This is a genomic window from Streptomyces peucetius (assembly GCF_025854275.1).
Taxonomy (GTDB): domain Bacteria; phylum Actinomycetota; class Actinomycetes; order Streptomycetales; family Streptomycetaceae; genus Streptomyces; species Streptomyces peucetius_A.
Window position 1 is genome coordinate 4,424,145 of record NZ_CP107567.1, and the last position, 20,256, is coordinate 4,444,400.

19 protein-coding genes are annotated in these 20,256 nt (G+C 70.7%); 10 read left to right on the forward strand and 9 right to left on the reverse strand.

What is annotated here, in order from left to right:
- Positions 1-153: 153 nt before the first annotated feature.
- On the reverse strand, positions 154-1,827 hold the full coding sequence (locus OGH68_RS20390) for a threonine/serine ThrE exporter family protein (protein WP_264246007.1): 1,674 nt from the start codon (positions 1,825-1,827) through the stop codon (positions 154-156).
- 140 nt (positions 1,828-1,967) lie between these two features.
- Positions 1,968-2,462: an inorganic diphosphatase gene (locus OGH68_RS20395; protein ID WP_005314187.1), complete on the reverse strand. Its 495-nt coding sequence runs from the start codon at positions 2,460-2,462 to the stop codon at positions 1,968-1,970.
- 67 nt (positions 2,463-2,529) lie between these two features.
- Here OGH68_RS20395 and dacB point away from each other — a divergent pair, with 67 nt between their 5' ends.
- The 6 genes from dacB to folE all read left to right on the forward strand — a co-directional run bounded on the left by dacB (position 2,530) and on the right by folE (position 10,030).
- The gene (gene dacB / locus OGH68_RS20400) at positions 2,530-4,002 is read left to right on the forward strand and encodes a D-alanyl-D-alanine carboxypeptidase/D-alanyl-D-alanine-endopeptidase (RefSeq protein WP_264246010.1); all 1,473 of its coding nucleotides are present in this window, start codon (positions 2,530-2,532) and stop codon (positions 4,000-4,002) included.
- 88 nt (positions 4,003-4,090) lie between these two features.
- Positions 4,091-5,245, forward strand: a complete 1,155-nt coding sequence (locus tag OGH68_RS20405) for a zinc-dependent metalloprotease (RefSeq protein WP_264246011.1) — start codon at positions 4,091-4,093, stop codon at positions 5,243-5,245.
- A gap of 241 nt (positions 5,246-5,486) precedes the next feature.
- A complete protein-coding gene (gene tilS, locus OGH68_RS20410) occupies positions 5,487-6,530 on the forward strand; it encodes a tRNA lysidine(34) synthetase TilS (RefSeq protein WP_264246013.1) in 1,044 nt (347 codons plus the stop codon).
- Positions 6,531-6,568: 38 nt separating this feature from the next.
- A complete protein-coding gene (hpt, locus tag OGH68_RS20415; protein WP_264250189.1) occupies positions 6,569-7,108 on the forward strand; it encodes a hypoxanthine phosphoribosyltransferase in 540 nt (179 codons plus the stop codon).
- A gap of 162 nt (positions 7,109-7,270) precedes the next feature.
- Complete coding sequence (ftsH, locus tag OGH68_RS20420; RefSeq protein ID WP_264246015.1) at positions 7,271-9,304, forward strand: ATP-dependent zinc metalloprotease FtsH; 2,034 nt, start codon at positions 7,271-7,273, stop codon at positions 9,302-9,304.
- A gap of 120 nt (positions 9,305-9,424) precedes the next feature.
- Positions 9,425-10,030: a GTP cyclohydrolase I FolE gene (folE, locus tag OGH68_RS20425; protein ID WP_264246016.1), complete on the forward strand. Its 606-nt coding sequence runs from the start codon at positions 9,425-9,427 to the stop codon at positions 10,028-10,030.
- 146 nt (positions 10,031-10,176) lie between these two features.
- Here the strand turns inward: folE and OGH68_RS20430 are convergent, their stop codons facing one another.
- The 6 genes from OGH68_RS20430 to OGH68_RS20455 all read right to left on the reverse strand — a co-directional run bounded on the left by OGH68_RS20430 (position 10,177) and on the right by OGH68_RS20455 (position 15,105).
- On the reverse strand, positions 10,177-10,668 hold the full coding sequence (locus OGH68_RS20430; RefSeq protein ID WP_264246018.1) for a DUF3180 domain-containing protein: 492 nt from the start codon (positions 10,666-10,668) through the stop codon (positions 10,177-10,179).
- A gap of 91 nt (positions 10,669-10,759) precedes the next feature.
- Positions 10,760-11,359 (reverse strand): 2-amino-4-hydroxy-6-hydroxymethyldihydropteridine diphosphokinase, encoded by a 600-nt coding sequence (gene folK / locus OGH68_RS20435; protein ID WP_264246021.1) that lies wholly within the window; start codon positions 11,357-11,359, stop codon positions 10,760-10,762.
- On the reverse strand, positions 11,356-11,715 hold the full coding sequence (folB, locus tag OGH68_RS20440) for a dihydroneopterin aldolase (protein ID WP_413471011.1): 360 nt from the start codon (positions 11,713-11,715) through the stop codon (positions 11,356-11,358). The genes folK and folB overlap by 4 nt, the downstream gene beginning before the upstream one ends.
- A 192-nt stretch (positions 11,716-11,907) precedes the next feature.
- Positions 11,908-12,354 carry a nuclear transport factor 2 family protein gene (locus OGH68_RS20445; protein ID WP_264246025.1) on the reverse strand — a complete coding sequence of 149 codons (447 nt, stop codon included), beginning with the start codon at positions 12,352-12,354 and terminating at the stop codon, positions 11,908-11,910.
- Positions 12,351-13,208, reverse strand: coding sequence for a dihydropteroate synthase (gene folP / locus OGH68_RS20450; protein WP_264246027.1), 858 nt, complete (start codon positions 13,206-13,208; stop codon positions 12,351-12,353). Before folP ends, OGH68_RS20445 begins: the two co-directional genes overlap by 4 nt.
- A 55-nt stretch (positions 13,209-13,263) precedes the next feature.
- Entirely contained in the window at positions 13,264-15,105 is a 1,842-nt protein-coding gene (locus tag OGH68_RS20455) for a phosphatidylglycerol lysyltransferase domain-containing protein (RefSeq protein ID WP_264246029.1), read from the reverse strand.
- Positions 15,106-15,257: 152 nt separating this feature from the next.
- Here OGH68_RS20455 and OGH68_RS20460 point away from each other — a divergent pair, with 152 nt between their 5' ends.
- Complete coding sequence (locus OGH68_RS20460; RefSeq protein WP_264246031.1) at positions 15,258-16,370, forward strand: alpha/beta hydrolase; 1,113 nt, start codon at positions 15,258-15,260, stop codon at positions 16,368-16,370.
- Here OGH68_RS20460 and OGH68_RS20465 read toward each other — a convergent pair.
- Positions 16,357-17,622 carry an ABC transporter ATP-binding protein gene (locus tag OGH68_RS20465; RefSeq protein ID WP_264246032.1) on the reverse strand — a complete coding sequence of 422 codons (1,266 nt, stop codon included), beginning with the start codon at positions 17,620-17,622 and terminating at the stop codon, positions 16,357-16,359. The two genes, OGH68_RS20460 and OGH68_RS20465, sit on opposite strands and share 14 nt — an antisense overlap.
- Positions 17,623-17,758: 136 nt before the next feature.
- Between OGH68_RS20465 and OGH68_RS20470 the strand changes: the two genes are divergently transcribed.
- Genes OGH68_RS20470 through OGH68_RS20480 form a run of 3 tightly spaced genes read left to right on the forward strand, consistent with a single transcriptional unit; the run spans position 17,759 to position 20,188 of the window.
- The gene (locus OGH68_RS20470) at positions 17,759-18,472 is read left to right on the forward strand and encodes an ABC transporter permease (protein ID WP_264246033.1); all 714 of its coding nucleotides are present in this window, start codon (positions 17,759-17,761) and stop codon (positions 18,470-18,472) included.
- Positions 18,472-19,152 carry an ABC transporter permease gene (locus OGH68_RS20475; protein WP_264246034.1) on the forward strand — a complete coding sequence of 227 codons (681 nt, stop codon included), beginning with the start codon at positions 18,472-18,474 and terminating at the stop codon, positions 19,150-19,152. The genes OGH68_RS20470 and OGH68_RS20475 overlap by 1 nt, the downstream gene beginning before the upstream one ends.
- Positions 19,153-19,210: 58 nt before the next feature.
- On the forward strand, positions 19,211-20,188 hold the full coding sequence (locus OGH68_RS20480; protein WP_264246035.1) for an ABC transporter substrate-binding protein: 978 nt from the start codon (positions 19,211-19,213) through the stop codon (positions 20,186-20,188).
- Positions 20,189-20,256: the final 68 nt, after the last annotated feature.

The window sequence follows — 20,256 nt, forward strand, 5'->3', positions numbered from 1 at the left end:
CGGCCGGCGCACTCTCTTTCTGGTAGCGGCACTGGCGGGCTCGGCCCTGTTGATCGGGGTCGGACTCGTGCTGACCTGAGCGGCCGGCCGGCTCGCGCACCGGCAGCCGGACTGCCTCAGCCGCCGGCTGAGGGACACCGCAGTGGCGGTCGGCTAGAAGCCGCGCGTCCGCTTGGCCGCGCGGCGTCCGCCCGGCGTCTCCGCGCCCGGCAGCGCCCCGGTGACACCCGGGACCCGCAGGAACAGCCGGGCGATCTCACCACCCAGGTTCACCCCGATCGCGATGGCCAGCGCCAGGGCGGCCGCCTTGCTCAACGACGTCAGACCGTCGTTGGTGTTGCCGCGGGCGATTTCCAGCAGACCGAAGTACGTCGCACTACCGGGCAGCAGTGGGCCGATGGCTGCCGTCACGTACGGCAGCGCGGAGGCGAACCGGTACCGCGAGAGCATGTGCCCGAACAGTCCCACCAGACCCGCCGCGGCCGCCGTCGCGGCGACCGGGGAGACCCTGCCGACGTCCGCGAGCGCACCGTAGACGACCCAGGCCACGCCGCCGTTGAAGGTGACCAGCGCGACCGTGCTGCGCTCCTGCTGGAGCATCACGGCGAAGCACAGCGACAGCCCCATCGCTGCCAGCGTCTGTGGGACCGGCCGCGGCACACTGTGGATCGCCGTCTCCGGACTGAGCCCCGCGTCCAGCACGATGCCCAGATAGAGCACCGACAGCACGCCCACCACGATGGCCACCACGAGGTAGCCGACCTCGAGCAGACGCGCGGCCGCCGTGATGTAGAAACCGGTCAGCCCGTCCTGCACCCCGGCGACCAGCGCCCGCCCCGGGATCAGCGCGAACAGCCCACCGGTGATCACCGCGGAGGCCCGCAGCTCCAGTGGCGAGAGCGACAGCGCCACGCCCATGGCCGCCGACGGCATCGCCGCCGCCACGAACTGGTAGAACTCCGGCAGCCCGCGCCCCGCGCACAGCCAGGCCAGGCGGTCGCCGAGCATCGCACTGACCGCGGCGGCGAGGAACACCACCACGTCACCACCGACCAGCACCGACGCCGACCCGGCCAGCAGCCCGCCGGCCAGCGTGAGCGCCCACCCGGGATAGGGGTGACGGTTACGGCGGATCTCGGCCAGCCGCCGGTACGCCTCCTCCAGCGAGACGTCCGACTCCTCGACGCTGATGTCGTGGACCAGCCGGTACACCGCCGCCAGCCGCGTGTAGTCGGTACCGCGCCGCCGCACGGTCCGGCTGGCGGTCACCGGGTCGTCGACCAGCGACGGCTGGTAGCTGACCGACAGGAGGGTGAAGGTGACCGTCGGCTCGCAGCGGTCCAGCCCGTACGAACGGGAGATGGCGAACATCGCCGCCTCGACGTCCTCCGCCCCCTCACCGCCCGCCAGCAGCAGCTCCCCGATACGCAGGGTCAGGTCGAGCACGCGGGGCACGGCCGGACCGGCCTCGTCGTGCCGCTGCGGCGTCTCCGGCACCGGCCGCTCGCCCACCGGCATCTTCAGCATGGCGCGCATCCGGTCCTGCCAAGGCGCGTCCTTGGTGATCCGCAGGGCGGGAATGCCGTGCGCCGGGGTGAAGGCCGGCGGCGAAGTGCGCGCGCTGTAGGTGCGCGGCGGCGCGAACGCGGAGCCCTCCGGCTCGGCGGGCGGCTCGGGCGCCAGGCCCTGAGGAACAGCGAACTCTGAGCTCGGGTGGTCCTCCTCGGGCGCTTCCGGCTGCTCCATCCCCGCCGGAGGGGTGAACGCACTGTGCGCCTCGTCGGACTGAGGTTTCCGGTCTTCCGGCCCCTCGGGCTCCGCCACCACTCGTCGTCCTCGCTCTCCCTTGCGTACCGTCCCTCGGTCGGCGCTTCTGCCCAGTATGGGCACGCTCATGAGGAGACATGCGACCGCGGGCGGGACACCGGAGGTGTCCCGCCCGCGGCGGAGTGTTCAGTGGTACGGCGTCAGTGCGCGCCGCCCTGCGCCTCGAGGCGCTTGAAGGAGGCCTCGATCTCGGCCTCGGCCTCGGCACGGCCGACCCAGTCGGCGCCCTCGACGGACTTGCCGGGCTCCAGGTCCTTGTAGACCTCGAAGAAGTGCTGGATCTCGAGGCGGTCGAACTCGGACACGTGGTGGATGTCCCGCAGGTGCTCCACACGCGGGTCGGACGCGGGCACGCACAGCAGCTTGTCGTCGCCGCCGGCCTCGTCGGTCATGCGGAACATGCCGATGGCGCGGCACTTGATGAGGCAGCCCGGGAAGGTCGGCTCGTCAAGGATGACCAGCGCGTCCAGCGGGTCGCCGTCCTCGCCGAGGGTGTTCTCGACGAAGCCGTAGTCGGCCGGGTAGCTGGTCGAGGTGAAGAGTCGACGGTCCAGGCGGATCCGACCGGTCTCATGGTCCACCTCGTACTTGTTCCGCGAACCCTTCGGGATCTCGATGGTGACGTCGAACTCCACGGGTGGCTCCTCCATGATCAAACACATAGCAAGACGCTGTACTGGTGATTAAGTGTCCCTCACGCACATGAGTGATCGCGAAAGGGGCTGGTGCGAGGTGCCGATGGTCAGGACGTGGCAGCTTGCAGCAGGTGCTGCCGTGGTCGGCCTCACCCTCGCCGCCGGGGCGGTGGCCGCGGCGGGGCCTTGGGACTCGGGTCAGCGTAAGGCCGAGAGGGACCGCGTGGTTGCCCACAGCCCCGCGGGTGGTGCACATCACGAACCGTCCGCCCCGAAGCGGCCCGCCCCCGCGCCCAGCGCGGTTCCCGTCCTCACGGCCCTGGGCGGCCCGCGGACCGTGACCGCGAAGGAACCGGCCGCACCCGGCGGCCTGCCGGAGATCCTCGGCCCGCTGCTCGCCGACCCCGGCCTCGGCCCGGCGCCCGCCGCCTGCGTCATCGACCTCACCACCGGCGAGCGGCTGTACGGCGAGCGGGCCGAGACCCCCATGGTCCCCGCGTCCACCGTCAAGATCGCCACGGCCGCCGCCGCGCTCACCGCGCTCGGGCCCCACCACCGCATCCCCACCACGGTCGTCGCGGTTCCGGGCGCCGGGAGGATCACGCTCGTCGGCGGCGGTGACGCCACCCTCGACCGCGCACGCCTCGGCGAACTGGCCGAGCGGACCGCACGGGCCCTGCGGGAGAACCGGCCCGCCGCCGACGACGGCGAACCGGCCGCCGAGGACGTGCAGTCCGCCACGAAGATCCGGCTCCAGTACGACGCCTCCCTCTACCAGGGCCCCGCCCAGCACCCCGTCGGCCCCAACGGCAACATCGCCCCCGTCAGCGCCCTCATGGTCGGGCAGGGCCGCCTCGACGAGCGCACCACCGGGGCGGCCACCCGCAGCGCCGACCCGGCGGGCGAAGCCGCCCGCGTCTTCGGACAGCTGCTCGCCGAACGCGGAGTCCGCACCGGCACGCCCGTCCCCGGCCGGGCCGCCGCGGACGCCGTGCCCCTCGCCCAGGTGCTCTCCCGGCCCCTGTCGTCGGTCGTCGAGCGGATGCTCACCACCAGCGACAACGACATCGCCGAGGCCCTCGCCCGGCAGACCGCCCTGGCCACCGGCGAGAAGGCGTCCTTCGCGGGCGCGGAACGCGCCGTCACCCGGCAGCTGAAGCGGCTCCAGCTGCCGCTGACCGGCACCCGGTTCGCCGACGGCAGCGGCCTGAACCGCCGCGACAGGGTGTCCGCCGCGCTGCTCACCAGCCTCCTGGCCCGCGCCGCCGACGCCGCCCACCCCGAACTGCGGCCGATCCTCACCGGACTCCCCGTCGCCGGCTTCAGCGGAACCCTCGAACACCGCTGGTCCGACACCTCCGCCGGCACCGGCCTGGTCCGCGCCAAGACAGGCACCCTCACCGGCATCAACGCCCTGGCCGGGACCGTCGTTGCCCCGGGCGGCCGACTCCTCGGCTTCGCGTTCCTGGCCTCCGGAACACCCTCCCCGTACGACGCACAGCCCGCCCTCGACCGCCTGGCGGGCGCCCTCGTGTCCTGAGCCGCCCGGTCGGGGCCGCCGGCCACCGGGCGGACCGGCGGCCGGCAACACCTCTCCGCACCCGCGGTCGAGAACGTACGGTTGACGCATGACGAGCATCGGTGGTGCCGAGATGGTCGACTGGAACCTCGCCGTGGCGACCGCGACCCGCTTCGTGCGGCCCGGTCCCGAGGTGAGCCGGGACGAGGCGCGCGCGGTCGTCGCAGAACTGCGCCGGCATGCCAAGGCCTCGGAGGAACACGTCCGGGAGTACACCCGGATGATTCCGGCAGGCGCGGTGCCACGGGACACGCCCGTCCTCGTCGTGGACCGCGCCGGCTGGGTCAAGGCGAACGTCGCAGGCTTCCGCGAACTGCTCCGGCCCCTGCTGGACAAGATGCAGGAACGCCGCCCCGGCGGCCCCGGCGGCGCCGTGCTCGGGGCCGTCGGCGGCAAGGTGACCGGCGTCGAGCTGGGAATGCTGCTGTCCTTCCTGGCGTCCCGAGTCCTGGGCCAGTACGAGACCTTCGCCCCGGCCGCCCGGGACCTGCCCGCCGGCGACCCGGCCGACATCGACGGCAACGGCGGCGGACGGCTGCTGCTGGTCGCCCCCAACGTCGTCCACGTCGAACGGGAACTCGAGGTCGATCCGCACGACTTCCGGCTCTGGGTCTGCCTCCACGAGGAGACCCACCGCACCCAGTTCACCGGCGTGCCGTGGCTGCGCGACCACCTCCAGAGCGAGATCCAGTCGTTCCTCAGCGAGACCGACACGGACCCGATGACCGTGCTCGAGCGGCTCCGTGAGGCCGCCCAGTCGCTCGCCGGGGCACGTCCGGAGGGCGAACAGGACGAGGGCGGCCACTCGATCGTCGAGATCGTGCAGACCCCCGCCCAGCGCGAGATCCTCGGCCGGCTGACCGCGGTGATGTCCCTGCTCGAAGGCCACGCCGACTTCGTCATGGACGGCGTAGGCCCCGCGGTCGTGCCGTCGGTCGCGGAGATCCGGGAGAAGTTCCAGCAGCGCAGGGCGCGGGGGGCCGGCCGGCTCGATCTGGCCCTGCGCAAGCTGCTCGGCCTCGACGCCAAGCTGCGCCAGTACCGCGACGGCGAGCGCTTCGTACGCGCCGTGGTCGAGGAGGTCGGCATGGACGGCTTCAACCGGGTCTGGACCTCGCCGAACACGCTCCCCACCAAGGCGGAGATCGCCAAACCGGCGGACTGGGTCGCGAGGGTGCACCGGAAGGGGGAGGGCGCACCGTAGAGGAGAACTGCGAAATGCGGACGTGTGGCGGCAGAAGGAAGCCCCATCAATCACCCGTCCGAGGGACCGTGGGCTGTGGATAGGCGTGCAATGCTCGGGTATTGGCTCGGTTCTGTCACCATCGACGCACTCTGAGTGACTGCTCTTGGAGTGGCGATCTTCGTCCTCTGGCCGTTCCTGATCGTCCCGACTCGACCGAGACACCCTCCCCCTCCCGAACCGTTCACGAAGGGCACCGGACATGGGTCCCCATCCTGCGGTCGCGGCGATACGCCTGGCGGTCCGCCGCGTACTCCACGACGTACTCACCGATCACACGGAACAGGCAGCCCGCTTCGCGCACTCCGCCCCGGGCCCGGCTCCCGCGGGCGAACCGCCGCTCGTCCTCGTGGCGTGCTCCGGCGGAGCCGACTCCATGGCGCTCGCCTCCGCTCTCGCCTTCGAGGCCCGCAAACTGTCCGTCCGCGCCGGCGGCATCACCGTCGACCACGGCCTGCAGGACGGCTCCGCCGGGCGCGCCGACGAGGTCGCCGCACGCCTCACCGCCCTCGGACTGGACCCCGTCGAGACCGTGGCCGTCCAGGTCGGCCGCGAAGGCGGCCCCGAGGCCGCGGCCCGCGACGCCCGGTACGCGGCACTCGACGAGGCCGCGGAGCGCCACGGCGCAGCCGCCGTGCTGCTCGGACACACCCGCGACGACCAGGCGGAGACCGTCCTCCTCGGACTCGCCCGCGGCTCCGGCATCCGCTCGCTGTCCGGGATGGCCGCCGTCTCGGGGCCCGCAGGCCGCTACCGCCGCCCCTTCCTGCAGATCGACCGGCAGACCGCCCGCAAGGCCTGCATGGTCCAGGCGCTGCCCGTCTGGGACGACCCGCACAACGCCGACCCCGCGTACACCCGCTCCCGCCTGCGCCACGAAGGCCTCCCCGCCCTGGAGAAGGCGCTCGGCAAAGGCGTCGTCGAAGCCCTCGCCCGCACCGCCCAGCTCTCCCGCGACGACGCCGACGCCCTCGACAGCTGGGCCGCCGACGCGGACGCCTCCGTACGCGACGAGAGCGGCATGCTGGACTGCGCCAAGCTCTACGTTTTGCCCCCCGCCGTCCGGCGCAGGGTCCTGCGCCGCGCCGTGATCAGGGCCGGTGCGCCCGCCGGGTCGCTCTTCGCCCGGCACGTCGAAGAGGTCGACCGGCTCATCACCGGATGGCGCGGTCAGGGGGCCATCAACCTGCCCGGCCGGGTCCAGGCACGACGCCAGGGTGGCAGACTGGTCATTCGGCAAGGCTGAACCGCCGAGAGAAAGCGACGCGGGTGAACGAGAAGGACATGGGCACCGACCTTCAGTCGGTGCTCATCACCAAGGAAGAGATCGACGCGAAGCTCATCGAGCTGGCCGCGAAGATCGACGCAGAGTACGCGGGCAAGGACCTGCTCATCGTCGGAGTCCTCAAGGGCGCGGTGATGGTGATGGCGGACCTGGCGCGCGCGCTGTCCTCTCCCGTCACGATGGACTGGATGGCCGTGTCCTCGTACGGCGCGGGCACCCAGTCGTCAGGTGTGGTGCGCATCCTCAAGGACCTGGACACCGACATCAAGGGCAAGCACGTCCTGATCGTCGAGGACATCATCGACTCGGGACTCACCCTGTCGTGGCTCCTGTCCAACCTGGGCTCCCGCGAGCCGGCCTCACTCGAGGTCTGCACGCTGCTGCGGAAGCCCGACGCGGCCAAGGTCGCGATCGACGTGAAGTGGATCGGCTTCGACATCCCGAACGAGTTCGTCGTCGGCTACGGCCTCGACTACGCGGAGAAGTACCGGAACCTTCCGTTCGTGGGCACACTGGCCCCACACGTCTACGGAGGCTGAAGCACCGGCCCGCCGGGGAACCAAGCCCGCCTTTCCGCCGTTGGAGCAAGGGAAGGCGGTCGCCGGTGGCCATGCTGAGGTACCGTCCGAAGAACAGTTGTCTTTTCTCACAGCAGCATTTACCTACGGGCAGGAGGGACGGGGCGACACCGCCCCGTATGGATGGACGTGAAGCGATACTTCCGTGGGCCGGTCATGTGGATCGTGCTGGCCGTCCTCGCCGTGGTCGTGCTGATGCAGGTTGTCGGCTCGTCCGGCGGCTACAAGACGGTTGACACCGGCGAGGTCGTCCAGGCGATCGAAAAAGACCAGGTCAAGCAGGCAAAACTGACCACTGGTGACGAGCAGATCATCAAGATCGAGCTCAAGGAGGGCCAGAAGGTCGACAACAGCAGCAAGGTCCAGGCCAGCTACATCGGCACCCAGGGTGCCGACCTGGCCGACACGCTGCAGGACAAGTTCGAGGCCGGTGCGATCGAGGACGGCTACACGGTCTCGCCGTCGAAGCAGAGCCCGTTCGTCTCGGTTCTGCTCTCCCTGTTGCCCTTCGTACTGATCGTCGTGGTCTTCCTCTTCCTGATGAACCAGATGCAGGGCGGCGGCTCCCGTGTCATGAACTTCGGGAAGTCCAAGGCCAAGCTGATCACCAAGGACACCCCGAAGACGACGTTCTCGGACGTGGCGGGGTCCGACGAGGCCGTCGAGGAGCTCCACGAGATCAAGGAGTTCCTCCAGGAGCCGGCCAAGTTCCAGGCCGTCGGCGCCAAGATCCCGAAGGGCGTGCTGCTCTACGGCCCGCCCGGTACGGGCAAGACGCTGCTCGCCCGCGCCGTCGCCGGCGAGGCGGGCGTGCCGTTCTACTCGATCTCCGGTTCCGACTTCGTCGAGATGTTCGTCGGTGTCGGTGCCTCCCGGGTCCGTGACCTCTTCGAGCAGGCCAAGGCGAATGCCCCGGCGATCGTCTTCGTCGACGAGATCGACGCCGTCGGCCGGCACCGTGGTGCGGGTCTGGGCGGTGGCCACGACGAGCGCGAGCAGACGCTGAACCAGCTGCTCGTCGAGATGGACGGCTTCGACGTGAAGGGCGGCGTCATCCTGATCGCCGCCACCAACCGGCCCGACATCCTCGACCCGGCGCTGCTGCGCCCCGGCCGCTTCGACCGGCAGATCGCCGTCGACCGCCCGGACATGCAGGGCCGTCTGGAGATCCTCAAGGTCCACCAGAAGGGCAAGCCGGTCGCCCCGGACGTCGACCTGGGTGCCGTCGCCCGGCGCACCCCCGGCTTCACCGGCGCCGACCTGTCGAACGTGCTGAACGAGGCCGCGCTCCTCACCGCGCGCAGCGACCGGAAGCTGATCGACAACCACTCCCTGGACGAGGCGATCGACCGCGTCGTGGCCGGCCCGCAGAAGCGGACCCGGATCATGTCCGACAAGGAAAAGAAGATCACCGCGTACCACGAGGGCGGTCACGCCCTGGTCGCGGCGGCTTCACCCAACTCCGACCCGGTCCACAAGATCACCATCCTGTCCCGCGGCCGGGCCCTCGGCTACACGATGGTGCTCCCGGACGAGGACAAGTACTCGACCACGCGCAACGAAATGCTCGACCAGCTCGCGTACATGCTGGGCGGGCGCGCGGCCGAGGAACTGGTCTTCCACGACCCGACCACGGGCGCGGCGAACGACATCGAGAAGGCCACCGCCACGGCACGCGCGATGGTCACCCAGTACGGCATGACCGAGCGGCTGGGCGCGATCAAGTTCGGCGGTGACAACACCGAGCCGTTCCTGGGCCGCGAGATGTCGCACCCGCGCGACTACTCGGAAGAGGTCGCGGCGCTGGTCGACGAGGAGGTCAAGAAGCTCATCGAGACCGCGCACAACGAGGCGTGGGAGATCCTCGTCGAGAACCGCGACGTCCTCGACAACCTGGTCCTCCAGCTTCTGGAGAAGGAGACCCTCGGCAAGGAGGAGATCGCCGAGATCTTCGCGCCGATCGTGAAGCGCCCGGCCCGCCCGGCGTGGACCGGCTCCTCGCGGCGTACGCCCTCCACGCGTCCGCCGGTGCTCTCGCCCAAGGAGCTGGCCCTGACCAACGGCGCCGCCAACGGTGCGGCCTCGACGGCGGCTGCGGTGACCGATGTCACCAAGGCCCCCGCGGAGCCGGTCCCCGAGGAGCGTCCGGAAGCCTGACCAGGCAATATGCCGCAGCGGGGTGTCCCGCCCCGGAATGAACGCCGCGTCTCCCAGGTTCTAGCCTGGGAGATGCGGCGTTTTCGCGCCACGTCGGAGCAGAGGAACGAGGCAGCAAAGATGACCGACCCGGTGACGCTGGACAGCGAAGGCTTCATCGCCGAGTTCGATGAGAAGCGGGCGGAGAACGCCGTCCGTGAGCTGCTCATCGCGGTCGGCGAGGACCCGGACCGCGAAGGACTGCGCGAGACGCCGGCGCGGGTGGCGCGGGCGTACAGGGAGCTTCTCGCCGGGATGCGACAAGAGCCCGAGGAGGTCCTGACGACAACGTTCGACCTCGGGCACGATGAGATGGTGCTGGTCAAGGACATCGAACTGGTCAGCTTTTGCGAGCATCACCTGCTCCCGTTCCACGGCGTGGCACATGTGGGGTACATCCCGGCGGAGTCCGGAAAGATCACTGGCCTGTCGAAGTTGGCGCGCCTCGTGGATGTCTACGCCCGTCGGCCGCAGGTCCAGGAAAGACTGACCACGCAGATTGCCGACTCGCTCATGAAGATCCTGGAGGCCCGCGGGGCGATCGTTGTCATCGAGGCGGAGCACATGTGCATGTCGGTGCGGGGCATCCGCAAGCCGGGTGCCAAGACCACCACGTCGGCGGTCCGAGGACAGCTGCGGGACGCCACCACGCGCGCAGAGGCGATGAGCCTGATAGTGGCGCGATAGCCGGAACTGTCCGTGGTCGTCGATACGCTGAGGGTTGTGGACCCTTGACGGCACGCGGACGGCGGAGAGGGCCGCTGGACCCACATCCGAGCCTTCTCGTCAACGGTCACCTGGCGCGGGCGCCCTGGTGAGCGCACGGCCCGGACTCAGAGTGCCCGGGCCGTGCCGCCGCCGTTCTCGTCGTCGCCGTCCTCGGGGAGCTTGCAGACCCGCTCGAGGAAGATCGCCGCCGCGATGACCGCGATGCCGGCCACCACCGCGAACCCGGCGTAGATCGCCTGGTCGCGGCGGGCGGGGACGTCGAGCGAGCCCAGCAGGAACACCCCCGTACCGCCGTACATGCCGCTCACCAGCGCCGCCACCAGCGCGCTGGCCTGGCCGAAGACCACCGCACGCGCGGCCATCAGCGGCTCGACGCCCTTGGCGCCCGGGCGGCGCTCGCGCTGGGCGCGCAGGCGGGCCCGGATCGAGAGCGCGGTCGCGGCGAGAACGGCCGCGATGGCCGCCAGCACGATCGGCGCGGCCAGCGGCACGCTCGGCAGCGTGCCCAGTGAGTCCCACAGGCGGGCGCCGCCCCAGGACAGCACCCCTGCCGCGGCGAAGAGACCGGCCAGCACACCGAGCCGTAGTTGCTTCACCGAGTAAGCCGCCCTTCGCCTGTCACTCTCGCCTGTCGTTCCCGGCGTCACGACCGCCGTGCGCGACCGTCGTCCGGTACGAGCCTAACGACTACTCGGGCAGGCGCAGTTCCAGGTCACCACGCGGCTGGACACCGGCGACGCCCACACCGGCCAGCAGCTCGGCCACCGCGCCGCGGCCCGGCAGCTGCGCCTCGGGCTGCACGTCGTGCCACGGGGCGAGGACGAACGCGCGCTGGTGCGCGCGGGGGTGCGGCAGCGTGAGCTCGGGGTCGTCCGACACCACGTCCGCGTACGCGACGATGTCGACGTCGATGGTGCGCGGACCCCAGCGTTCCTCGCGGACGCGTTCGAAGGCTTCCTCGATGGCCTGGCCGCGCTCGAGGAGGGAGGACGGCGGAAGCGTCGTCCTGATCACGACCACCGCGTTGAAGTACGACGGCTGGCTGCCGGGGTCGACACCCCATGGCTCCGTCTCGTAGACGGGGGAGACGGCCTTCACCCGCAGACCGGGGGTGTCCTCGAGCGCGTCGATGGCGCCCTGCAGGGTCTCCAGCCGGTTGCCGAGGTTGGAGCCGAGGGAGATCACGGCGTCCTTGGGGTTGGACAGAGTGACGTCGGCGGCATCGACCTGCTCCGTGACGGAGGACGGCACCGGCTGCACGGTCGGGTCGCTTGCTGCCTGGTTCATACTCGGCTCCGGGTGATCGTGATGGTGACGTCGTCGAAGGGCACCGTGATCGGGGCGTCCGGCTTGTGCACCACCACCTCGACCTCCTCGACGGTGTCGTGTTTGAGGCACACCTGGGCGATCCGCTCCGCCAGCGTCTCGATCAGGTCGACCGGTTCGCCCTCGACGACGGCGACGACCTCCTCCGCCACCACGCCGTAGTGGACGGTCTTCGACAGGTCGTCGTCGGCCGCCGCGGGGCGGGTGTCCAGGCCGAGCACCAGATCGACGATGAAGGTCTGGCCCTCGTCTCGCTCCTTGGGGAAGACGCCGTGGTGCCCGCGAGCCTTGAGGCCGCGCAGCGCGACACGATCCACGCGAATCACTCCTGCTTCTGTAGGTCCTCGGGCACGTGGCCACATGCGGATGGCGTGGTGCCCGCGTTCGAATCTACCTGCGCGCACCGACATGACGTGCCCACGGGGGCCGAGGGCGGCTCACGTGGGACTGGTAGCCGCGTATACCCAGGGAGAGGCGGCGGCGAACCCCTCTGCTGGGCCCTTACCCACTTACGAGGGGCTGTTCTCGTCCTCTTCGCCGTCCGTTTCCGTCAGAACGGGCGATCCGTGGTGCGACCAGACCTTCCAGCCGTCGGGTGTGCGGCGGAACACATTGGTGGCGACCACGAGCTGTCCGACGAGCGGCCCCAGCTCGCCGCCTTCCTCCGCGGGTCCGCCGCTGAGGATGTTCTCCGTACAGGTGACCAGTGCCGTGTCACCGGCCACGCTCACCTTCACGTCGGTGAGGAAGAACTGGATGTATTCCGTGTTCGCCATGATCAGCGCGTAGGAGCGGAGAACCTCGCCGCGGCCCGTCAGGACCGGCCAGCCGGGGTGGATGCATGAGATGTCGTCGTCCAGCCAGAGGTCGGAGAGCTCGTCGAAGTCGCCGCGTTCCATCGTCTCGTAGAAGGCCGTGTTGGCCTGCTCCACAAGCTCCGTGTCGGTCAGGCTCACCGGGCGCCCTCGACGGCTCGCGCGACCCGTACGGCGTCGGCCGTGGCCCGTACCTCGTGCACCCGGACCGCCCAGGCGCCCTCGTGGGCGGAGATGGCCGAGACCGCGGCGGTGGCGGCGTCCCGTTCACGGGCGGGCGGAGGAGCGCCGTCCCTGGCCAGTACGCGGCCCAGGAAGCGCTTGCGGGAGGCGGCCACGAGCACGGGCCGGCCGAGGGCGCGCAGCTCGGCGATGTGGGCGACGAGGGCCAGGTCGTGCTCGGCCTGCTTGGCGAAGCCGAGGCCCGGGTCGATCACGATGCGCTCGGGCGCGACGCCGCCCTCGACGACGGCCTCCATACGGGCGCGCAGCTCCGCGACGACCTCCGCGACCACGTCCTGGTAGACGGCGCGGCTGTTCATGTCCTCGCTGAAGCCGCGCCAGTGCATCACCACGAACGGGGAGCCCGTCGCTGCCACGACCGGGACCATCCGGGGGTCGGCGAGGCCGCCGCTGACGTCGTTGACGAGTACCGCGCCCGCCGCGACCGCCTGCTCGGCGACGCCGGAGCGCATGGTGTCGACGGAGACGGTGACGCCTTCGGAGGCGAGTCCCCGCACGACGGGGACGACCCGGCGGAGTTCCTCGTCCTCGTCGACCCGGCTGGCGCCGGGCCGGGTGGACTCGCCGCCGACGTCGATCAGGTCGGCGCCCTGGGCGACCAGGTCGAGACCGCGCTTGATCGCGGCCGTGGTGTCGAACCAGCGGCCGCCGTCGGAGAAGGAGTCCGGCGTCACATTGACGACTCCCATGACCGCACAGCGATCCCACTCGGGCAGGCCGTCGGCCGTGCCCCGTCCGCGCAACGTACTCATGGCCCCACCCTAGGGCTTGTACGGACCCGGGCAGGGCCCGCCCGGCGTGCGGGCGCTACGCCGCGCGGGGCTCGTGGGTCTCCGGCCGACGGGCCAGGTGGGCGCAGGGCCGGGGAGCGCGTGGGGCGCGGCGGCGGGCGAAGGGCCGGGGCAGCGAGAGGTTGACGAAACCCTCGGCCTGCATCGCGGCGAAGCCGATACGGGGCAGATCGCGGGTGTGGGGGAACACGACGAAACGCGGCTCCCAGCGTGGCCGGAACTTGGCGTTGAACTTGTACAGGGATTCGATCTGGAACCAGCGGGAGAGGAACACGAGCAGCCCGCGCCACATCCGCAGCACCGGGCCCGCGCCGATCTTCTCGCCCCGGGCCAGCGCGGAGCGGAACATCGCGAAGTTGAGGGAGACCCGCTCGACGCCGAGGGCGGGCGCGGCCTGGAGAGCGGCGACGATCAGCAGTTCGTTCATGCCGGGGTCGGCGGACCGGTCACGGCGCATCAGCTCCAGCGACATGCCGTCCGTGCCCCAGGGGACGAAGTGGATGACGGCCCTCAGATCGCCGTACGGGGACGTTCCCGTACCGTCGTCGTCCTTGTGCGCGGTGGCGATCACGGCGTCGCCGTCGGCGGGGTCGCCGATGCGGCCCAGTGCCATGGAGAACCCGCGCTCGGTGTCGGTGCCCCGCCAGTCGGCTGCGGCGCGGCGGATCTGCCGGATCTCGTCGTCGGTGAGGTCACGGGCGCGGCGTACGCGGGTGCGGTAGCCGCCCCGTTCGATGCGCTTCACCATCTGGCGCACGTTCCGCATCGCGCGCCCGGCCAGGGAGAAATCCGCGACGTCCACCACCGCCTCGTCGCCGAGTTCCAGACAGTCGAGCCCGGTCTCGCGGGTCCAGACCTCGCCGCCGGTCTCGGAGCAGCCCATCACCGCCGGCGTCCAGGAGTGCGCCTTCGCCTCGTCCATGAAGCGTTCGATGGCGCCGGGCCAGGCCTCGACGTCGCCGACGGGGTCACCGCTCGCGAGCATCACGCCGGAGACGACGCGGTAGCAGACGGCGGCCTTGCCGCTGGGGGAGAAGACGACGCCCTTGTCGCGGCGGAGGGCGAAGTGGCCGAGCGAGTCGCGGCCGCCGTGGACGGCGAGCAGGTCGCGCAGCCGGCGCTCGTCGTCGTGCGTGAGGCGGGCGGCCGGGTGTTCGGGACGGAAGGCGAGGTAGACGGTGGTGACGGCGGTCAGCAGACCGAGCGCGCCGAGGCAGTAGGCGACCGTCCAGGAGACGCCCTCGGAGTACCTGAGGGGGCCCTCGAAGCCGAACAGCCCGTAGATGACGTGCTCCAGGCGGTCGGTGAGCCCGGGGTTGCCGACGGTCCGGCCGGGGTGGGCGCTGACGATCACCAGGCCGAGGGCCAGCGAACCGGCGCTCATCAGGACGAAGTTGGCGAGGGCACGCCAGCGGCTGCGCGGGTCGGGCAGCGCGGCGAACTCGCCGCGGTGGCGCAGCAGCAGCACCAGCAGTGTGAGGGAGAGCAGCACGCCGACGACGGAGTGGCGGTAGACGAACTGCGCGACGGCTCCGGCGGGCAGCAGCAGGACCGCAGCCCGCCAGGCACGGCGCTTGTGGCGTTTGATCCCGTGGGCGAGCAGGAGCAGCAGCATGCCCGCGCTCAGGGAGAGGGCGGCGGCGAACGGGCCGGTGGCGCCGGGCAGCACCTCGGCGATCGTGTGCATCCGGCTGTGCCGGAAGCGGGGGAAGATCCCGGCCGCGATGTCGATCAGCCCGACGACCGTGCAGGCCGTGCCGACGAGGGCCGGGACGGCCTCGGGCCGTGGTCCGCGCAGCATGCGGCGTACCCGATCCGGAACCGATCGTGATGTGTCCCCATCTACCGTTGCAGACATCGCTTCCCGTGATTTCCCGTGATTGCGGATGATATTCCGTGCCAAGGCCACAGGTCGGTCGGCCCGGGTGATTCGCGCCCTCTAGGACGGGACTTCGGGGAGGGGGGTTCATCCGCATCCGGAAATTCGTTCAGGGGAAGGCACCTCCGTTCATGGGTCTGACCAGCAACAAAGTCCTGGCCCTGGCGGTGGCGGCGGCAGTGCTGCTGTTCGCCGCCACCGTGTGGCTGTGGCCGCGACTGGCACGGCGCGGTGCGCGTGCGGTGGCCGGCAGGGTCGGTCTGCTGCTCGCCACCCAGCTGTCGCTGTTCGCAGCCGTGGGCCTCGCGGCCAACAACTCCTTCCTCTTCTACGGCTCCTGGGCCGACCTCTTCGGGCAGCAGCAGGACATGGGTGTGGTCGTGGACCATTCGGCGGGCACCCACGTAAAGGTGGTTTCGAAGCGGAAGCCGGAGGGCGTGCCGGGAAGCGGGCGGCCGTCGGCGAGCGGCCAGATCCACAAAGTGGTGGTGTCCGGGGAACGTTCGGGGATCGACAGCCCGGCGTATGTCTATCTGCCGCCTGAGTACTTCCGTACGGAACACCGGGACCGGGAATTTCCGGCCGCCGTCGTGCTGACCGGATATCCGGGGACGGCGGAGAACCTGCTCAAGGGTCTGAGATATCCGCGGACCGCTTTCGAGCAGGCCCGGGAGGGGCGGACGCAGCCGATGGTCCTGGTGATGCTGCGGCCGACGGTCGCGCCGCCGCGGGACACCGAGTGTGTGGACGTCCCCGGCGGCCCCAGGGCCGAGACGTTCTTCGCCGAGGACCTGCCGAAGGCCGTGTCCGAGACCTACCGGGTGGGTTCGCACCCGCGCAACTGGGGCATCATCGGCAACTCCACGGGCGGTTACTGCGCGCTGAAGATCGCGCTGCACCATCCGGAGCGGTTCTCGGCGGGCGTCGGGCTGTCCGCGTACTACAAGGCGGCGGAGGATCCGACGACCGGAGACCTCTTCCACGGCGACGACCGGGAGCGCCGGCGGGCGGATCTGCTGTGGAGCCTGGACCATCTGCCGCAGGGCAGGTCGTCGTTCCTCGTCACCACGTCCCGGCAGGGCGAGGGGAACCTCACGGGGACGCGGGCCTTCGTCAGCAAGGTGAAGGCGCCGGCGCGGGTGTCGTCCATCGTGCTGGACAGCGGCGGGCACAACTTCAACACCTGGCGGCGTGAGATCCCGCCCGCCCTGGAGTGGCTCGGCAGCCGGCTCAGCCCTTCGTGACGCCGGGCCTCTCGACGCCGGGGTTCTCGACGCCGGGGGACGGCGTGGCGCCGGGCTGCCTGTCTCCGTGCTTCCTGACGCCGGGCCTCTTGTCGCCGGCCGCGGGCGGGACCGTCGCGATGGTCTCCAGGGCGACCTCGGCCCGGGCGATGTCCTGCGCGTCGGCGTCGATCGAGCGGCGCAGCGCTTCGTGCAGCCGGGCCGGGGTGAGGACGCCGAGGAACCGGCCCCGTTCCTCCTTGTCGATCACCGCGATCCAGCCCGCGTCGTGCTGGAGCATCGTGGAGAATGCCTGCTTGAGCGAGGCGCCGACCGGCAGCCAGGCCTCCATCCGGCGGGCGTGGTCGCGCACGGAGCCGTGCTGCCGGGCGTGCTCGGCGGAGATCCAGCCGTGCAGGTTGTCGTCGCCGTCCAGGACGACGGCCCAGCGGGCTCCGAGGTCGCGGGGGAGCGGGTCGTCGAGGTGGACGACCGGCGGCTGCTCCAGGTCGGCCGGTTCGATGGGGGTCACGGACAGCCGCTTGAGTCCGCGGTCGGCACCGACGAAGTCGGCCACGTAGGGAGTGGCCGGGGCGCCGAGGACGGCGGCGGGGGCGTCGAACTGCTCGATCCTGCCCTGCCCGTAGACGGCTATACGGTCCCCGAGGCGAACGGCCTCCTCGATGTCGTGGGTGACGAACAGGACCGTCTTGCGTACCTGCGACTGGAGCTTCAGGAACTCGTTCTGCAGATGCTCGCGCACGACCGGGTCGACCGCGCCGAACGGCTCGTCCATCAGCAGCACCGGAGGGTCGGCCGCGAGCGCCCGGGCCACGCCGACACGCTGGCGCTGGCCGCCGGAGAGCTGCTCGGGGTAGCGGTCGCCGTACACGGACGGGTCGAGGCCGACCAGGTCGAGCAGTTCGGCGGCGCGGGCACGGGCCTTGGCCCTTTTGACGCCGAGGAGGTGGGGGACGGTCGCGGTGTTCTCCAGGACCGTCTTGTGCGGGAAGAGGCCGACCTGCTGGATCACGTAGCCGATGCGACGGCGCAACTCGACCGGGTCGCTCTCCGCGATGTCCCGGCCGTCGACGAGTATCCGGCCGCCGGTCGGTTCGATGAGCCGGTTGACCATCTTCATGGTGGTGGTCTTGCCGCAGCCGGACGGTCCGACGAGCGTGACCAGTTCACCCTCCGCGACCTCGAAGGAGAGGTCGTCCACGGCCGTGGTGCCGTCGGGGTACCTCTTGGTGACGTGCTCGAATCGGATCATGACTCCCCATTGTGCCCGGCTGCGGTGTGACAACCATGGTGCTGCAACGCGGTGGTCCTGGGGGACTGTCAGTGGCCGGGGATAGGGTCGCGGACGTCACAGAATGGGCGCGGCACGACGGGGGAGGTGTGAGTCGATGAGTACGGGGTGGGAGAGCGCGGAGCGGGCGGCGCAGAGCTGTCTCGCGGCGAACGAATGGATCTGCGGCGAGTATCTGCGCACGCGCAGCGAGGAGTTGACCGACGCGACCCTCCAGCATGTGTGGATCACCGTCGTATCGGTGCTGATCGGGCTGGCGGTCGCCTTCCCGCTGGCCCTGCTGGCCCGTGCCGGGCCGCGGTTCGCCGGTCCCGTGCTGGGGCTCACCACTCTGCTCTACACGATCCCGTCGCTGGCCATGTTCTCGCTGCTGCTGCCGTTCTTCGGGCTGTCGGCGGCGCTGGTGGTCACCGGGCTGGTGCTCTACTCCCTCACCATCCTCGTGCGGAACATCATGGCCGGCCTCGACGCGGTACCGGCCGAGACGCGTGAGGCGGCCCGCGGCATGGGCTACGGCCCCGCGAGGATGCTGTGGGAGGTGGAGCTCCCGCTCGCGCTGCCCGCCTTGATGGCGGGCACTCGGATCGCGACCGTGTCGACGGTCGCGCTGACGACGGTGGGCGCGCTCGTCGGCAAGGGCGGCCTCGGCAATCTCATCGACGACGGCGTGCAGACCACGTTCAAGGCCCAGGTGCTGACGGCCTCCGTGCTGTGCGTCCTGCTGGCGGCCGTCGCCGATCTGCTGCTCCTCGCCGCCCAGCGGCTGCTCACCCCCTGGACCCGGATACGCGCGGCGGAGGCGAAGCCCTGATGGACGCGGTCACGGGTGCGTGGACCTGGCTCACCACCGGCGCCAACTGGTCGGGCGAGTCGGGCGCCTGGCACCGGCTCGTCGAGCATCTGTACGTCAGCGGGGCCGCGCTCGTCCTGGCCTGTGCGATCGCGCTGCCGGTCGCCCTGTGGCTCGGGCACATGGGCAGGGGCGGCGCCCTCGCGGTCAACATCTCCAACGCCGGCCGGGCCGTTCCCGTCTTCGCCGTCCTCGCCCTGTTCATGCTCACGCCGCTGCGCAGCGCCGGATATGTGCCGACGATCATCGCGCTGGTGCTGTTCGCGGTGCCGCCGCTGCTGACCAACGCGTACGTGGGCATGCGCGAGGTGGACCGGGCCGTGGTGGAGGCCGCCAGGGGCATGGGCATGTCGGGCGGCCAGGTCTTCCTGCGGGTCGAGCTGCCCCTCGCGTACCCGCTGCTGATGACCGGCCTGCGGTCCGCCGCCGTCCAGGTGGTGGCGACGGCCACGATCGCCTCGATGGTCGGACAGGGCGGCCTCGGCCGCATCATCACCGCCGGGTTCAACACCTACGACACACCGCAGGTGGTCGCGGGAGCCCTGCTCGCGGCGCTGCTGGCCCTGCTGGTGGAAGGGGTGCTGGTGGCCGCCGACCGGCTGCTGAGCCCCCTGCGCAAGTCCGTGCCGTCGTCCGGCTGACGGCACCTCGTCCCTTGTCCCATTCGCAACTCTTCCATGTCGCTGGACGGAGAACCTGATGACCAAGACCTCGCGCATCGCGGGTGCGGTGCTCGCCGTGGTGACCCTGACGGGTTCCCTCGCCGGGTGCGGCGGCGAATCCCTCGAGCAGGAGAAGGACAGCGGCGCGTCGGAGGGCGGGTCCGGCAAGAAGGGCACGCTCGTCGTCGGTGCCGCCACGTTCACGGAGTCCAAGGTGCTCGCCGAGCTGTACGCGCAGCTGCTGGGCGACGCCGGATACAAGACCTCGATCACCACGGTGAAGAACCGTGAGCTGTACGAACCGTCCCTGGAGAAGGGCGAGATCGACGTCGTACCGGAATACGCGGCGACGCTCGCCGAATTCCTCAACGCCAAGGTGAACGGGCCGAAGGCCCCCGAGGAGAAGCCCGTCGCGTCGGGTGATGTCGCCGCGACGGTGAAGGCGCTCACCGGGCTCGCGGAGCCCCGCGGACTGAAGGTGCTGCCCGCCGGGGAGGCCGTCGATCAGAACGCCTTCGCCGTCTCGGAGGAATTCGCGGAGAAGAACAAGCTCAAGACCCTTTCGGATCTTGGTGGTTCGAAGCTGAGGGTGAAGATCGCGGCCGGTGACGAGTGCGAGGTGCGGCCCTTCTGCGCACCGGGTCTGAAGAAGACCTACGGCATCGACGTGGCGGGCATCGACCCCAAGGGTGTCGGCACTCCGCAGGCCAAGCAGTCCGTCAAGGACGGTGAGAACGAGATGGTCCTCACCTACACCACCGACGGCACGCTCGCGGGCTACGGACTGGTGGTCCTGGAGGACGACAAGAAGCTGCAGAACGCGGACAACGTCCTTCCGGTCGTCAATGCGAAGGACGCCGGCAGTCAGGAGATCGCCGATGTCCTCGCGAAGCTCACCAAGGCGCTGACCACGGAGGATCTCGCCGAGATGAACCGCAAGGTGGACGGGGAACGCGCCAAGCCCAAGGACGTCGCGAAGGCATATCTGGAGTCGGAAGGGCTTCTGAGGAAGTAACCGGCGGGCGGCCCGGCGTTCTCGCCAAGAGATTTGCCGGGCCGACACCCCATTCACGCGCTACGCAC

Coding starts and splice junctions, on each gene's coding strand:
- dacB (WP_264246010.1), top strand. CDS start 2,530: ATGAGTGATCGCGAAAGGGGCTGGTGCGAGGTGCCGATGGTCAGGACG.
- OGH68_RS20405 (WP_264246011.1), top strand. CDS start 4,091: ATGACGAGCATCGGTGGTGCCGAGATGGTCGACTGGAACCTCGCCGTG.
- tilS (WP_264246013.1), top strand. CDS start 5,487: ATGGGTCCCCATCCTGCGGTCGCGGCGATACGCCTGGCGGTCCGCCGC.
- hpt (WP_264250189.1), top strand. CDS start 6,569: ATGGGCACCGACCTTCAGTCGGTGCTCATCACCAAGGAAGAGATCGAC.
- ftsH (WP_264246015.1), top strand. CDS start 7,271: ATGGACGTGAAGCGATACTTCCGTGGGCCGGTCATGTGGATCGTGCTG.
- folE (WP_264246016.1), top strand. CDS start 9,425: ATGACCGACCCGGTGACGCTGGACAGCGAAGGCTTCATCGCCGAGTTC.
- folK (WP_264246021.1), bottom strand. CDS start 11,359: ATGAACCAGGCAGCAAGCGACCCGACCGTGCAGCCGGTGCCGTCCTCC.
- folP (WP_264246027.1), bottom strand. CDS start 13,208: ATGAGTACGTTGCGCGGACGGGGCACGGCCGACGGCCTGCCCGAGTGG.
- OGH68_RS20455 (WP_264246029.1), bottom strand. CDS start 15,105: ATGTCTGCAACGGTAGATGGGGACACATCACGATCGGTTCCGGATCGG.
- OGH68_RS20460 (WP_264246031.1), top strand. CDS start 15,258: ATGGGTCTGACCAGCAACAAAGTCCTGGCCCTGGCGGTGGCGGCGGCA.
- OGH68_RS20465 (WP_264246032.1), bottom strand. CDS start 17,622: ATGATCCGATTCGAGCACGTCACCAAGAGGTACCCCGACGGCACCACG.
- OGH68_RS20470 (WP_264246033.1), top strand. CDS start 17,759: ATGAGTACGGGGTGGGAGAGCGCGGAGCGGGCGGCGCAGAGCTGTCTC.
- OGH68_RS20475 (WP_264246034.1), top strand. CDS start 18,472: ATGGACGCGGTCACGGGTGCGTGGACCTGGCTCACCACCGGCGCCAAC.
- OGH68_RS20480 (WP_264246035.1), top strand. CDS start 19,211: ATGACCAAGACCTCGCGCATCGCGGGTGCGGTGCTCGCCGTGGTGACC.